The organism is Xanthomonas fragariae (assembly GCF_017603965.1).
Lineage (GTDB): Bacteria > Pseudomonadota > Gammaproteobacteria > Xanthomonadales > Xanthomonadaceae > Xanthomonas > Xanthomonas fragariae_A.
In genome coordinates this window covers 1,536,889-1,550,677 of sequence record NZ_CP071955.1, presented here as the reverse complement: position 1 = coordinate 1,550,677, position 13,789 = coordinate 1,536,889, and the positions used below count along the sequence as shown (strand labels likewise).

Annotated in this window: 12 protein-coding genes, 1 other RNA gene and 3 pseudogenes; 2 read left to right on the top strand and 14 right to left on the bottom strand. The window is 61.7% G+C overall.

All coding sequences use genetic code 11. The features are described from left to right. Positions 1-102: 102 nt before the first annotated feature. From lexA to rlmE, 11 genes and pseudogenes are all read right to left on the bottom strand, one after another. Positions 103-744: a transcriptional repressor LexA gene (lexA, locus tag J5I97_RS07255; RefSeq protein ID WP_208590639.1), complete on the bottom strand. Its 642-nt coding sequence runs from the start codon at positions 742-744 to the stop codon at positions 103-105. Between the two features lie 95 nt (positions 745-839). Next, on the bottom strand, positions 840-2,516 hold the full coding sequence (ubiB, locus tag J5I97_RS07250) for a 2-polyprenylphenol 6-hydroxylase (protein WP_208590638.1): 1,677 nt from the start codon (positions 2,514-2,516) through the stop codon (positions 840-842). 191 nt (positions 2,517-2,707) lie between these two features. Continuing rightward, positions 2,708-2,783: non-coding RNA, sX9 sRNA (locus J5I97_RS07245), on the bottom strand. Positions 2,784-2,995: 212 nt separating this feature from the next. After that, positions 2,996-3,310, bottom strand: a pseudogene (locus J5I97_RS07240) (TonB-dependent receptor domain-containing protein); the annotation flags it as partial. Between the two features lie 142 nt (positions 3,311-3,452). Further along, positions 3,453-3,941 carry a CinA family protein gene (locus tag J5I97_RS07235; protein ID WP_208590633.1) on the bottom strand — a complete coding sequence of 163 codons (489 nt, stop codon included), beginning with the start codon at positions 3,939-3,941 and terminating at the stop codon, positions 3,453-3,455. A gap of 373 nt (positions 3,942-4,314) precedes the next feature. After that, positions 4,315-5,634 (bottom strand): ribosome rescue GTPase HflX, encoded by a 1,320-nt coding sequence (hflX, locus tag J5I97_RS07230; RefSeq protein WP_208590631.1) that lies wholly within the window; start codon positions 5,632-5,634, stop codon positions 4,315-4,317. Positions 5,635-5,645: 11 nt separating this feature from the next. Next, entirely contained in the window at positions 5,646-5,924 is a 279-nt protein-coding gene (gene hfq / locus J5I97_RS07225; RefSeq protein WP_208590619.1) for an RNA chaperone Hfq, read from the bottom strand. A 93-nt stretch (positions 5,925-6,017) separates the two neighbouring features. After that, complete coding sequence (miaA, locus tag J5I97_RS07220) at positions 6,018-6,986, bottom strand: tRNA (adenosine(37)-N6)-dimethylallyltransferase MiaA (protein ID WP_208590610.1); 969 nt, start codon at positions 6,984-6,986, stop codon at positions 6,018-6,020. Then, complete coding sequence (gene folP, locus J5I97_RS07215) at positions 6,986-7,888, bottom strand: dihydropteroate synthase (protein WP_208590608.1); 903 nt, start codon at positions 7,886-7,888, stop codon at positions 6,986-6,988. Before folP ends, miaA begins: the two co-directional genes overlap by 1 nt. Before the next feature lie 421 nt (positions 7,889-8,309). Further along, the gene (gene ftsH, locus J5I97_RS07210; RefSeq protein WP_208590606.1) at positions 8,310-10,250 is read right to left on the bottom strand and encodes an ATP-dependent zinc metalloprotease FtsH; all 1,941 of its coding nucleotides are present in this window, start codon (positions 10,248-10,250) and stop codon (positions 8,310-8,312) included. A 61-nt stretch (positions 10,251-10,311) separates the two neighbouring features. Beyond that, positions 10,312-10,944, bottom strand: a complete 633-nt coding sequence (gene rlmE, locus J5I97_RS07205; protein WP_208590599.1) for a 23S rRNA (uridine(2552)-2'-O)-methyltransferase RlmE — start codon at positions 10,942-10,944, stop codon at positions 10,312-10,314. A gap of 66 nt (positions 10,945-11,010) precedes the next feature. On the opposite strand from rlmE, the gene yhbY reads away from it, so the two are divergent. Further along, positions 11,011-11,316, top strand: coding sequence for a ribosome assembly RNA-binding protein YhbY (gene yhbY / locus J5I97_RS07200; protein ID WP_208590591.1), 306 nt, complete (start codon positions 11,011-11,013; stop codon positions 11,314-11,316). Positions 11,317-11,332: 16 nt separating this feature from the next. After that, on the top strand, positions 11,333-11,707 hold the full coding sequence (locus J5I97_RS07195) for an Mth938-like domain-containing protein (protein WP_208590590.1): 375 nt from the start codon (positions 11,333-11,335) through the stop codon (positions 11,705-11,707). Between the two features lie 146 nt (positions 11,708-11,853). Here J5I97_RS07195 and J5I97_RS07190 read toward each other — a convergent pair. From J5I97_RS07190 to J5I97_RS07180, 3 genes and pseudogenes are all read right to left on the bottom strand, one after another. Further along, a pseudogene (locus J5I97_RS07190) lies at positions 11,854-12,380 on the bottom strand (IS5-like element IS1478 family transposase); the annotation flags it as partial. A 128-nt stretch (positions 12,381-12,508) separates the two neighbouring features. Continuing rightward, positions 12,509-13,480 (bottom strand): IS5 family transposase, encoded by a 972-nt coding sequence (locus J5I97_RS07185; protein ID WP_208590244.1) that lies wholly within the window; start codon positions 13,478-13,480, stop codon positions 12,509-12,511. A gap of 64 nt (positions 13,481-13,544) precedes the next feature. Next, positions 13,545-13,775: pseudogene (locus J5I97_RS07180) on the bottom strand (transposase); the annotation flags it as partial. Positions 13,776-13,789: the final 14 nt, after the last annotated feature.

Genomic DNA, 13,789 nt, shown 5'->3' with positions numbered 1-13,789 from the left:
GGAGGCGACACACTTAGATTAGGGATGCGATAACTACGGTGGCAGCCGGGAATCCTGCAGTACCGGATCGGGAAAAAGCCAGCACAGCCATCGGCACAGTGCTCAGCGATTTGGCCTCAACAGTCCGCAATACAGGCCCTCGATCGCGAAATCCTGGTCCGGCAGCACTTCGATCGGTGCATAATCTGGATTGCGCGGCAGCAGCCGGATGCGATCCTTGCCGATCTTCAGCAATTTGACCGTGATCTCTTCATCGATCCGCGCCACCACGATCTGCCCCGAGCGCGCATCGCGGGTGCGATGCACACCGATCAGGTCGCCATCGAAGATGCCTTCGTCGCGCATCGAATCGCCCTGCACCTTGAGCAGATAGTCCGGCGACGGCGAGAAGAACACTCGATCCAGCACCACAAAGTCATCCGAACCGATATCGGCGCCGATCGGCAAACCTGCCGCCACGCGGCCCAGCACCGGCAGACGCAAAACGTTGTCGCGGAAGGGCTCGCCCACTGGCGGCGTGCGCGACTGCGCGCCCTGCCCGGCTAGACGGATGCTACGGGCTTGGCCAGGCACACGACGAATTGCGCCGGCCTGCTCCAGTGCCTCCAAATGGTACTGTGCCGCGCGCACGCCCTTGAAGCCAAATGCACGCGCGATCTCAGTCTGGGAAGGCGGAACGCCGTCTGCATCGATGTGCTTGGCGATCAAGGCCAGGATAGCTTGCTGGGTTTCGGTCAGGTCCATAGTTAGTAGTATTACTACTAATTGCCGCCCGCACAATACCCCCGTGGCTGCGTGCCCGCAGCGGCGGCGGAGGGTGTCAGGAGCCTGGCAGCGCTCTAACGCCGACTGCGCCAGATCGAGAACAAAATCCAGATACCGCAGAGCGCCGCGCTGATGAAGCCGCTCACACCTAATGCGAGTAACCAGCGGCTGGCGCTGCCGCCGACACTGTTCATGACGATAGACGAGCCGATCACCAGTGCGGCGGTGACGATGCCCATCGTGAGCCGATTGGCAGCACGGTCGACCTGCTCGCCGAACTCACGCAACGCGCGTGTTTCGACGTGCAGTTGCAGCTTGCCGCGACGGGCGGCCTGCAGCAGCCGCTTTAGGTCACGGGGCAGATCGCCAATCAGATCGATCGCGCCGGTCACGGTGCGACGGCTACGTCGCAACATCGCACGTGGTGCATAGCGCTGCATCACCACGCGTTCGAGATACGGGCGCGCCTCGGTAGCCATGTCGAAATCCGGATCGAGCTGACGCCCCATGCCTTCGAGCGTGAGAAAGGCCTTGATCATCAGCGCCAGATCCGACGGCAGCGTCAGCCCATGATCGCGCAGGATGGAGGTTACATCGCCAAGCATTGCGCCGATGCGCAATTCCTTCAGCGGAACGCCACGATATTCATCGACGAACGCGCCGATGTCCTGCTGCAAGCGCGATTCGTCGATATCCAGGCTGGTTCCGGCCCATTCCAGCAATACGTCGATCACCGCTTCGGCGTCGTAGCTCACCATGCCGTGCAGCAGTTGCGCGACCTGGAACCGGCGCTGCTCGGAGACGCGCCCGACCATGCCGAAATCGATGAGAGCGATGCGGCCGTCGCGCAGATAGAAAATGTTGCCCGGATGCGGATCGGCATGGAAGCAACCGTCCTGCAGCACCATCTTCAGCACGATGCCGGCACCGCTGCGCGCGAGCGCCTTGCGGTCCAGGCCGGCCGCATCGACAGCGATCAGATCCCGCCCCGGAATGCCGTCGATGAACTCCTGCACGTTGAGCGATTCGCACGTCCACTCCCAATACACGTCCGGCACCACGACCTGCGGATCATGCGCAAAGTTGGCTGCGATACGTTCGGCATTGCGGCATTCGGCAGCGAAGTCCAGTTCGCGCCGCAGCGAGATGGTGAATTGCTGCACTACTTCGGCAGGGCGATACCGCTTCAAATCGGGCGCGCGGTTTTCGACGATTTCGGCGAGCCGCGCGAGCAGGCGCAGGTCCGCATCGATGATATCGCCGATGCCGGGGCGACGGATCTTCAACACCACCGGTGTGCCATCGGCCAGCCAGGCGCGGTGCGTCTGTGCCAGCGATGCGGCAGCCAGCGGTTGCTCGTCCAGGCGTGCGAACACGCTTTCCGGCTCCATGCCCAGCGCTGCGACAAGTTGCGGACGGATTTGCTCGAAAGGCAGCGCCGGCGCCGCGTTCTGCAGCTCGCTCAACTCTTGGATCCATTCCGGTGCCAACAGATCCACGCGTGTGGCCAGCACCTGCCCGAATTTGACGAAGGTCGGTCCGAGTTCTTCCAAGGCACGTCGCACGCGCATCGCGGCGGACATGCGCAGGCGGCCCTCGGCGTTATGCCAATGCAACAGCCTGCCGGCGCGTTCGAGCACATCGGCAAGCCCGATGCGGCGCACTACGTCGCCAAAGCCGTAACGCATCAGGACCGAGGCGATTTCCTGCAAACGCCCGAGATCACGAACGGTGCTAAGTGCTTCCCACATCAGCGTAGCGCCTGCACTTGCGGAACCGTCAGGCGCTGCGTAAAACCACGCCGCGCGATGTTATGCAGTGTCGAGAAAAAAGAGGCAGGAGCAGAAAGCGAACGCATCGGCACGCGGGTCAGCAATGGGACCTTAGTTTGTAACCGATCTGCCCGCCGCTGTCGCGCCCTCGTCGGCTGCGCGCTTAGATTAACTAACAAAACGTAGCGAACAGTCGACAGGTGGGTGCGGACGGCGCGGAGGAACCGCAGTATACGAGGGGTATATGCCGATTCCGAGCGCGGCCCGCGCCCGCCTGGCGGCTGCGCAGCCGTTTTGTTAGCCAATCTTAGCGCAGGTTGCGTTGGGCCCGCACAGCCGCCTGTCGAACATGCAGCACCGCAGTCCAGTGCAAACACCTCAATAGCGCAGTTGCCAAGCGCATGTTCGTAAGTCAGCGACAGATTGGCCGACCAGCGCGGCGCAAAGCTCAAACCGCTGCCAGGAAGCGGCGCCAGATCCGCATCCGGTAATAGGCCATCGCCATACGCGGTGTCGGTATAGCTGAGCCCGTCCTTCAACATCAGGCCCGGCACTGCGCGTTGCCACAGAATTTCCGTATCGATTCCGCGCAACACCACGGTGGGAATGGCGCGCACCACAAAACTCGTGCCAAGGAAATTGTTGAGCTGAAAATCGCTGAAATCCTGATAGAACAGTGTCGCGTTTAACAGCAGATTGCCGCCGAGCCAGGTGGTCTTGGCGCCAAACTCGTCACTGTCGACGAACTCGCCAGCAAATGCAGTGTCGTCCACCGGCAAGATGCCTTGTACGCCGCTGGACAAGCCGTAGGATGACTGCACGCGATCAGATTGAAACCACCTGACTTGTAGCCGCTCTTAAAGGTCACGCTCTGCGCAGCACACCAAGTGCCGACACGCTGTTCTTCCGCGTGACTTACAGCAGTGCGCTCAGCCCACGCAATGCCGCGACAACGGCCTGACGACGCACCGCATCACGATTGCCATTGAACTGGAATACTTGCGCAGTGGCGTAACCGCCGCGACGCTTCCAGCCGATCCACACCGTGCCGACCGGCTTGTCTTCGCTGCCGCCACCGGGTCCGGCGATACCAGTCACCGCTACGGCGATGCTGGCGCCGGAATTGACCAGCGCACCGGACACCATTTCAATCACGGTTTCGCGGCTGACCGCACCGTGCACTTCCAGCGTCTGTGGCCGCACCCCGAGCAATGCCTGCTTGGCCTCGTAACTGTAGGCAGCCATGCCGCAGTCGAACCAGTGCGAGGAGCCGGCGACATCGGTCATCGCCTTGGCGATCCAGCCACCGGTACAGCTCTCGGCAGTGACCAAACGCTCGCGCGCGTCAAGCAATTGCTGACCAAGGGTTTCGGCTAACTGCTGCAGTTCGGAATCGGCGGACATGGACCTGGGCACGGCAACAAAAGGGGCAGCCGACGTTTTAGCCCAATTTACCCCGTCTGTCTGCGGTCAACGCACATTCCAGTTGGCCGCAACGTGGGGCAGGTTTGGAGGCGATGCGCAACCAACCAATGTCGTGTCCTGGTCCAAATCCGCGAATAGGTCGCCAGTGGCTTGCTTGCAATGCGCGATTGGAATTGCATCGCTGCTGCACCTGGATAAGCCACGCACAGCGTCTGCGGCGATAAGTTCATGGGCAATACGCAAAACGCGACATGTGCAATGTCGCACATCGCCACGGCGACACTGCACGTGCGGCCTTCCCGATCAGACAAACCGGCTGCACAGTTGGGCCAACCCAACTGTGCAGCATCGATCACGACTCCCAGTCTTCGCGACGATCCGGCAGCATCGCGCGCAATGGCGCACCGTCTTCGCCTGCGGCAAGCCTTTCGGCCTCGACCATCGGTAGGTCGACATCCAGCAACCAACCGTCCTCGTCGGACTGCTCGTTGCGCACCACTGCCAGCTGATGCAGCTTGGAACGCAGGCGACCGGCCGACGACGGCAGTCGCAGCTTTCCGGTCAGATGACGCAGATCCAGCCGCTGACCGAGCGCATTTTGCAGTTCTTCCAATCCACGCCCGTCGCGCGCGGAGACCCACACGCGTTCGCGTCGTGCCTGGTCAGGGATGCCGTCCTGCGCATCGTGGCGCACTTCGGCACCCTCGATCTTGTCAATCTTGTTGAACACCAGCAGCTGCGGCAGATCGCCGGCACCGACGGCTTGCAACACCTCGTCGACCTGCAAGATGCGTTCTTCGCGCAGCAGGTCGGCCGCATCGACGATGTGCAACAACAGATCGGCGTCACGCGCTTCGGACAAGGTCGAACGGAACGCGGCGACCAGTTGGTGCGGCAGGTCGCGCACGAAGCCGACCGTATCGGCAAGAATCGCGCTGCCGCCCGGCAACGCGATGCGGCGCACGGTGGGGTCCAGGGTGGCGAACAATTGATCGGCCACATATGCCTGCGCACCGGTCAACGCATTGAACAGCGTCGACTTGCCGGCGTTGGTATAGCCAACCAGCGCGATCCGCGGCAGCTCGCTGCGCAGACGCGCGCGACGCATCTGGCTACGCTGCACCTCGACTTTTTCCAGCCGCTGCTGCAACTGCTCCACACGCTTTTGCAGCAGGCGGCGGTCGGTTTCCAGCTGGGTTTCGCCGGGGCCGCGCAGACCGATCGCACCGCCGCGCTGACGCTCCAGGTGGGTCCAGCCGCGCACCAGCCGCGTGGCCATATGCCGCAACTGCGCCAGTTCGACCTGCAGCTTGCCTTCGTGGCTGCGCGCACGTTGCGCGAAGATGTCCAGGATCAACCCGGTGCGGTCGATCACGCGCCGCTCCAGATAGCGCTCCAGATTGCGCTCCTGGCCCGGTGACAAGGTGTGGTTGACCAACACCAGATCCGCGCCGGTAGCCTCGGCAGCCGCCTTGATCTCTTCCAGCTTGCCGCTGCCGATCAAGGTCGACGGGCTCGGTTTGTCGATGCGCGCAGTGAGCGTAGCCGCAACCGTGGCGCCCGCCGACTTTGCAAGGTCGGCGAACTCGTCCATCACATCTTCTTCGGCAGGCCCACCGGAGTGGGTCTGAATCAACAACGCGTGCTCACCCTTGCGGGAACGATCAAACACGCACTGCTCCGTTACTGCTCGACGTCGTCATCTTCCGCCTGAGTGCCTTCATTGGATTGCACATACCCGCCACCTTGCCCCACCCGCACATTGCGCGCCGGCACCACCGTGGAGATGGCGTGCTTGTAAACCATCTGACTGACGGTATTGCGCAACAAGACCACGAATTGGTCGAACGACTCGATCGTGCCCTGCAGCTTGATGCCGTTGACCAGATACACAGAAACCGGGACCCGCTCGCGCCGCAGCGCATTGAGGAATGGGTCCTGTAGAGATTGCCCCTTAGCCATCGAAAAATCCTCTTCCATTATTGTTCTTATTGTCCCGGTCGACACCTGCCATCCCCAGCCGGCCCCGGAAGCGGGATGTTACACGCCTGAAGCCTACCGCACACCGGGGCGATGACCGAGGAAGCCGACAAGTGCGCTTTCCAATCGATGCCGGTCACTCTCCGGATCGAACCAGCGTGCGTCAAGCTCGCCACGCAGCCAGGTCAGTTGACGCTTGGCCAATTGCCGAGTCGCCTGCACCGCCTTGTCGCGGCAGTCGGCCAAGCTGCCGGCCCCGTCCAGATACTCCCAGGCCTGGCGATACCCGACTGCGCGCACCGCAGGCAGATCCAGCGGCGCGGGCACCGCCCGCATCTGCGGCAGCTCTCGCAAACGTTGCACTTCGGCAAGAAAATCCTGCGCCAGCATCGCGTCCAGCCGGTGTGCGATGCGGGCATGCAACACCGCACGCTCGCGTGGGGCCAACACCAACTTCAACACCCGCACCGGCAGGCGCGGCCCGGGCGGTAGCGCCTGCCAGTAGCTGATCGGGCACCCGCTGATGCGATACACCTCCAACGCTCGCTGGATGCGCTGCGGGTCGGTGGCATGGATGCGTGCAGCCGCGATCGAGTCGAATTGCGCTAACTGGGTATGCAATGCAGCCCAACCCACCTGTTCGGCTTCGGCAGCGATCGCCGCGCGCACAGCCGGATCGGCTTCCGGCAGTTGCGACAGCCCGTCCAGCAAGGCGCGGAAGTAGAACCCGGTTCCGCCAACCAGAATCGGCAGCTTGCCGCGCGCAACGATCTGCTCGATCGCCTGCCGCGCCTCGGTGGCGAATTCCGCAGCCGAATAGATCTGCCAGGGATCGCGCAGATCGATCAAGTGATGCCGCACCGCCGCGCGCATCGCAGCGTCCGGTTTGGCCGCACCGATCTCCAGGCCGCGATAGACCAGCGCCGAGTCGACGCTGACGATCTCTCCGTTCCAGCGTTCTGCCATGTTCAATGCCAACGCGGTCTTGCCGCTGGCAGTTGGGCCCATCAGCGCGATCGCGAGCGGGCGTCGGTCGGCCGGCATCAGTCCTCGGCCGGCCAGCGAGTGATCGGTGCGGCCGGCGCACCGACACGTGGCGCGGGAATCGCCGCCACCGCGCTCCAGACCTTCAACGCATCCACTGTTGCAGCCACATCGTGCACACGCAGCAACAAGGCGCCTTGCTGCGCAGCGATCAGATGCGCTGCCACCGAGCCGTGCACGCGTTCGCTCGCGATCTGGCGCCCGGTCAGTTCGCCGATGCTGCGCTTGCGCGACAAGCCTGCCAATACCGGCAAGCCGAATTCCTGCAGGCGCTGCAGCTGCGCAAGTACAGTGAAGTTGTGGGTAGTGGTCTTGTCGAAGCCAAAACCTGGGTCCAAAATCAGCCGGCGCTTGTCGATACCAGCCATTTCAGCAGCGAAAATGCGTTCGGCCAGAAAGCGATGCACCTCGCCTACCACGTCGTCGTAGTAAAGCGCGTCCTGCATGGCATGCGGCGCGCTGCGTGCATGCATCAGCACCACCGGCACACGCAACTCGCACGCAGCCTCCATTGCACCTGGCTCACGCAGTGCGTAAACGTCGTTGATCATGCCGGCGCCTGCAGCGACCGCGGCGCGCATGACTTCAGGTTTGAACGTGTCCACGCTGATCGGAACGCTAGTCCGTTGCGCTAGCGCTTCAACCACCGGAATCACACGCAGTAGTTCTTCTTCCAGCGACACCGGCGTTGCGCCGGGGCGGGTGGATTCGCCGCCGATATCCAGGACGGCAGCGCCCTCCTCCACTAGCTTCAAACCATGAGCGATCGCCGCATTGCGCGTCGCGTGCTGGCCACCATCGGAAAACGAGTCTGGCGTGACGTTGACGATGCCCATCACCTGTGGCGCATCCAGTCGCACGCTGCGACCGGCGCAATCCAGCTTGAGAGCAGTGTCGAACATCGGTGGTGTCTCCTGGACTTAGGTGTATTGAAGTTGATAGGGAGGCGCGGCAGAGGCTTGCGCATCGATGTGTGTCGACATGGGCTGCCAACGCATCACGCAGCGCGGGCATCGGATTTGCCTAATAGATTGTTGGAGGAGATGTTGCGGCTGCCATTGTCGCGCAGCCCGCAACGCCTCGCATCCTTGCCCGCAACGATGTAGTAAGGTCTGGCTCTCAAGATGCTAGGTCGCTAGCGCTGGATCAGCGCGGAGGACGTCGACTACCGCTACCCTTTTGCTGCGCGCCACGGAGCTGCACCGCACGGTTCCGCCCATCATCGACTTTAGCCCTGCAATTGAATCGGCCCTACAACGCATCGGGGCCAGGAATCGCTCCCTAGCCCCGACGGATACCTCTGCAGATGACGGAGAGCTCGGCTTAGATCTGCTCGGCGGGTCCTGCAATCGGCGGCAACGGACGCGGGCTACCCTTGTCGTTGTTGTTACCGCCGTCCTTGTCCGACTTGGTCCAACCCGCCGGCGGCGGCGGCTCACGGCCTTCCATGATGGCGTCGATCTGCGGCACGTCAATGGTCTCGTACTGCAACAGCAGCTGCGACATCGCGTGCAGCTTGTCCAGGTTCTCGGTGAGGATGGTTTTGGTCTTGCTGTACGCCTTGTCGAGGATCGACCGAACCACTTCGTCGATCATGCGCGCGGTTTCGTCGGAGACATTCTTGTGCTGAGTCACCGAACGACCCAGGAATACTTCATCCTCTTCCTCGCCATACGCCACCGGGCCGAGCTCGTCGGACAAGCCCCACTTGGTGACCATGTTGCGCGCCATCTTGGTTGCACGCTCTATGTCGTTGGAAGCACCGGTAGTGACCTTGTCGCCGCCGAAGATCAGCTCTTCCGCAACACGACCGCCGTACAGCGAGCACAGCTGCGATTCGATCGCCACGCGGTTCATCGAATAACGATCGCCTTCCGGCAGATACATCGTTACGCCGAGCGCGCGGCCGCGCGGAATGATGGTCACCTTGTAGACCGGGTCATGCTCCGGCACTAGGCGACCGACGATTGCGTGACCTGCCTCGTGATACGCAGTCAAGGTCTTCTCGTCCTCGCTCATGGCCATCGAGCGACGCTCGGCACCCATTAGGATCTTGTCGCGGGCACGGTCGAAGTGGTCCATGCGGACTTCCTTCTCACTACCACGCGCCGCGAACAATGCCGCCTCATTACACAGGTTGGCCAGATCGGCTCCCGAAAAACCCGGCGTACCACGTGCAATCACCATCGGTACCACATCGTCGGCCAGCGGCAGCTTGCGCATGTGCACGCGCAGGATCTGCTCGCGACCCTTGACGTCCGGCAGCCCAACCACAACCTGACGATCAAACCGACCCGGGCGCAGCAGCGCCGGGTCCAGCACGTCGGGGCGGTTGGTCGCCGCGATCACGATTACGCCTTCGCCGCCTTCAAAGCCGTCCATTTCAACCAGCAACTGGTTCAAGGTCTGTTCGCGTTCATCGTGGCCACCGCCGAGACCGGCACCACGATGACGGCCCACCGCATCGATTTCGTCGATGAAAATGATGCACGGCGCGTGCTTCTTGGCCTGCTCGAACATGTCGCGCACACGACTGGCGCCGACGCCGACAAACATTTCGACAAAATCCGAGCCTGAGATACTGAAGAACGGCACCTTGGCCTCGCCAGCAATTGCCTTGGCGAGCAGCGTCTTGCCGGTACCCGGCGGGCCAACCATCAAAACACCGCGCGGAATCTTTCCGCCCAGCTTGGTGAACTTGGTCGGATCGCGCAGGAAGTCGACCAGCTCGCTCACCTCTTCCTTGGCCTCGTCGCAACCGGCAACGTCGGCAAATGTGATCTTGATCTGGTCTTCGCCCTGCAGCTTGGCACGCGACTTGCCGAAGCTCATGGCGCCCTTGGCACCGCCGCCACCGCCCTGCATCTGGCGCATGATGAACAGCCAGAAGCCAATGATCAGGATGACCGGCAGAAAATTCAGTAACAACGACCAGAAACCGGGGCCGGTCGAGGGCTTCTGCCGAGTCATTTCGATGTTCTTGCTGTACAGCACGTCGACCAGCTTGTCGTCGCGCGGACCGTAAACGGCCCCTTCGCTGCCGTCGGTGCGCTTGAAGCGGATCGCGTTGACGGCCAGGTTGGTTTCGTCGGTGTAATCCACCGATTTAACGCGCCCGGAGTCCACTTCCTTCAGGAACTGGGTGTAAGTGATCGAGTCAGGGCCGACGCCGCCTGCAATCCGCGGCGAAAAGCTCTGGAAGACAACCATCAGCACAACTGCGACGACCACCCACAGCAGCAAATTCTTGGTCAAGTCGTTCATCCTCATTGGCTCCGGTGCCCTCTACTCTTCTATTTTTGAAAGTACGGCGGTCTTGCGCAGCTTACTTGATCTGGACACGCTTACCCTGACCGAGTGCATAAACTTCCGGGGAGCGCTTGCGCGAGGCCGCCGGCTTACGAATCGTCACCTTGCTATAGCGGCAGCGAAGCTCGCGAATGTAGTCGTCGGACCCAACACCCTGGAACAGCTTGATCAGGAACGCCCCACCCGGTTTGAGGTGGCTGTCGGCAAATTCCATCGCCAGTTCCGCCAAGTGCATCATCCTCGGTTGGTCGACCGCATCCATGCCACTCTTATTGGGGGCCATATCGGACAGAACAAGGTCCACCGACACATCGCCCAACATCGCGTCGAATTGCGATAGAACGGCTTGCTCCCTGAAGTCGCCATGAAGGAACTCCACCCCTGCCAGGGCCGGCATATCCAGGATATCCAGCGCCACCACCCGGCCACTGGCGCCCATGGACTTGCGCACCTGCTGGGACCAGCCGCCCGGCGCCGCGCCCAGATCGACTACCACCATGCCTGGTTTGAGTAGGCGGTCGCGCTGTAGCAATTCCTCCAGCTTGTAGGCCGCACGCGAGCGCATACCTTCTGCCTGGGCCTTTTTTACGTAAGGGTCGGCGAAGTGTTCCTTAAGCCAGCGCTGGCTGCTTTTACTGCGGGAAGGCATTAGCGAAGAGGTCCGAACGGGTCGCCATGATACCCTGAAGACCCTTTAGCTTCTGTTCGATCCTGCATGTCCATTGTTCTCACCTCCGCCCAGAACCGTTTCCTGCGCGGCCAGGCCCACGATCTCAAAGCACTGCTGCAGACCGGCGGCAAAGGGGTCACGCCAGCATTTCTGGCCGAACTCGAGGAAGTGCTTGAGCGCCATGAACTGGTCAAGGTGAAGGTGGCTGCCGAGGATCGCGAAACCCGCGATACTCTAATTGCCGAGCTGATCGAGCAGACCGGGGGCGCGCTGGTGCAGCGGATTGGTCACCTCGCCATCCTCTACCGTCCCAGCAAGGAAAAGCGCCAGATCGTGCTACCGCGCGGCTGACCCGACGAGATTTGTTATGCCGCTAAGCCAGCAACACCCCGACTATACCTATGCGCTTCGCGCGGCCGATGGCCGCCATGCCAAGGTGAACAATCAGATTCTGCAGCAAAGCTTCATCCTGATGCCGAACGAGCTGGTGGAGCGCTGGCCGGTGCAACGCCTGCAACAGATCCAGGTCGGCTATATGGAAGCGGTACTGGCGCTGACTCCGGCGGTGATCCTGCTCGGCACCGGCGAGCGACAGCAGTTCCCGGCGGCGGATGTGTTGGCTGCCTGCCTCACCCGTGGCATCGGCCTGGAAGCGATGACCAACGCGGCCGCAGCGCGCACCTACAATGTGCTGGCCAGCGAAGGTCGCAGGGTGGCGCTGGCGATGATTTTGCCGGGCTGATGGGAATCGAGAAAGTGTTAAGAGTCGTCCCTGAAAATCCCGCTTCAAGCACCAATCGTCAGCGGTGATCAGTGCACGGCACTCAAGAATGGCTATAGCATCGCCCGGATACAGGCAGGCAAAAACGCGTTCCAGCGCATCAGTCAACGCAGGTTGTAGCCGGCGGCCCAGCCGAGCACGTGCAGCGCATAGACTTGGGCGCCTTGGAGCCTGCAACGACGCAACCGGCAGTCTTCTTTCAGATGTCCGATCGCCGGTTTCACTGCCTGAGGTCGTTTGATCCAGCGCCATTGCCGTCGCGTCAGGGTCTTTGGCCTCGCCACGATGAACACCTGCACGCCATCGGCCTCACGGCAACCAGACGGCGATACGCTCGCGCACGCCGGTATCTACCTGATCGAGCTTGCGTTCGATGTCGCGCACGACCCGCCCCAGCACTGTGCGTTGACGTCGCAGGATGCGCCGCATCCGGCTTGAACTGGCGTACATGGGCATAGCGCCCGGCCTTGCGGCTCAACGCCGGCCCTTGGCGTGCATAGCTCTGTCGTAGAGCTAATGCCATGGCGCTTGGCCAGCAGCACCAGCTTTTTGGATGCCACTTCAAGCAAACGATTGTCGTTGGATACGCGATCGCCTTTTCTTGCACCGTGGTGCCTACGATCACGCGCGAGACCTAAGGAAGGTCTGAACAACTCTCAACACCTAAAAATATCAGCATAGAGAGCGCCAGTAACGCGTAAATTGGGTATGTAAGACGAGATTTTGCGCTTATCTGGCGGCTTCAGCTGCCGCCGGACAGCATTATGCCTTGGCCGGCAATAACTGCCGGCGCACCATCCATAGATTGGATAGCGCAAACAGCGTCAGCACCTGCGCGGTATTCTTCGCTAGGCCGCGATAGCGGATCTTGACGTAACCAAACTGGCGTTTGATCACCCGAAATGGATGTTCCACCTTCGCCCGCAGGCTGGCCTTGGTGTGCTCCCAGCGCTGGGCCCACTGCAACTCGCGCGCGTTCTTGATCTGCTTGAGCTTGGACGGCTTCTCTGCAATCAGGTAGCGCAACTTGCGCTTGCGCGCCATCTCCGCGCGCTTGTCCAGCCCCGTGTAACCGCTATCCCCGCTGAGCGTGTCTTCCTTGCCATGCAGCAGCTTGTGCGCCTGCGTGATATCGGCAACGTTGGCCGCCGTGCATTCCACGTGGTGCACCAACCCGGACACATCGTCTACTCCAATGTGCGCTTTCATCCCGAAGTAATATTGCTTGCCTTTCTTGGTCTGGTGCATCTCAGGATCGCGCGCGTGGTCAGCGTTCTTGGTCGAACTGGGCGCAGCGATCAGGGTTGCATCGACGATCGTGCCCGAGCGCAGACTTTGACCCTTGCGCGCCAGATGCGCGTTGACCGCTTCCAGCATCCGCGCGGCCAGGCCATGGGTCTCCAGCAAACGACGAAAATTGAGAATCGTGGTCTCGTCAGGAACGTTGTCCAACCCACCGAGCTGGGCAAAACGCCGCAAGCTCGGGATCTCATGCAACGCTTCTTCCATCGCCGGATCGCTCAGCGCGTACCACTGTTGCAGTAGATGAATCCGCAACATCGTGGCCAGTGCGTACGGCTGCCGACCTGGCCGTCCCGACGCCGGATAGTGCGGTGCGATCAGCGCAAGCAACCGCTGCCACGGAACGACCTGCTCCATCTCGGCCAGGAAGATTTCCCGGCGGGTCTGCTTGCGCTTACCCAGGCCCTCGGCGTCACCAAACGTCAGTTGCATGGATCACTCCTCAACGTAGGTGTGTAGTGTCGCGCATCTGGGGGCGTTGTTCAGAGCTTCCCTAACGCGCATCCACCGCCTTCATCGCATGGGCGGCATTGATCGTGTGCGCCAGCAGCTCTTCATCCCGACCTCACACAAGCGATGCCGCCAACGCGTCAGCGAACTCGGATCGCACGACAAACGCGTCTGGAAAACGACCTCGCCAGTACGGATTTTCCAGCCACCGTTCGCAGACCGCTTCATCGAACAAGTCGTAGGCATGCTTAAGATACAGCAGGCCAGCCATCAGCTGACTGGCCGCAGTGG

What these genes read in the sequence shown, in the direction of transcription:
- lexA (WP_208590639.1), bottom strand. Translation starts at nt 744, where the DNA reads ATGGACCTGACCGAAACCCAGCAAGCTATCCTGGCCTTGATCGCCAAG.
- miaA (WP_208590610.1), bottom strand. Translation starts at nt 6,986, where the DNA reads ATGCCGGCCGACCGACGCCCGCTCGCGATCGCGCTGATGGGCCCAACT.
- hfq (WP_208590619.1), bottom strand. Translation starts at nt 5,924, where the DNA reads ATGGCTAAGGGGCAATCTCTACAGGACCCATTCCTCAATGCGCTGCGG.
- rlmE (WP_208590599.1), bottom strand. Translation starts at nt 10,944, where the DNA reads ATGCCTTCCCGCAGTAAAAGCAGCCAGCGCTGGCTTAAGGAACACTTC.
- folP (WP_208590608.1), bottom strand. Translation starts at nt 7,888, where the DNA reads ATGTTCGACACTGCTCTCAAGCTGGATTGCGCCGGTCGCAGCGTGCGA.
- ftsH (WP_208590606.1), bottom strand. Translation starts at nt 10,250, where the DNA reads ATGAACGACTTGACCAAGAATTTGCTGCTGTGGGTGGTCGTCGCAGTT.
- yhbY (WP_208590591.1), top strand. Translation starts at nt 11,011, where the DNA reads ATGTCCATTGTTCTCACCTCCGCCCAGAACCGTTTCCTGCGCGGCCAG.
- J5I97_RS07235 (WP_208590633.1), bottom strand. Translation starts at nt 3,941, where the DNA reads ATGTCCGCCGATTCCGAACTGCAGCAGTTAGCCGAAACCCTTGGTCAG.
- J5I97_RS07185 (WP_208590244.1), bottom strand. Translation starts at nt 13,480, where the DNA reads ATGCAACTGACGTTTGGTGACGCCGAGGGCCTGGGTAAGCGCAAGCAG.
- J5I97_RS07195 (WP_208590590.1), top strand. Translation starts at nt 11,333, where the DNA reads ATGCCGCTAAGCCAGCAACACCCCGACTATACCTATGCGCTTCGCGCG.
- ubiB (WP_208590638.1), bottom strand. Translation starts at nt 2,516, where the DNA reads ATGTGGGAAGCACTTAGCACCGTTCGTGATCTCGGGCGTTTGCAGGAA.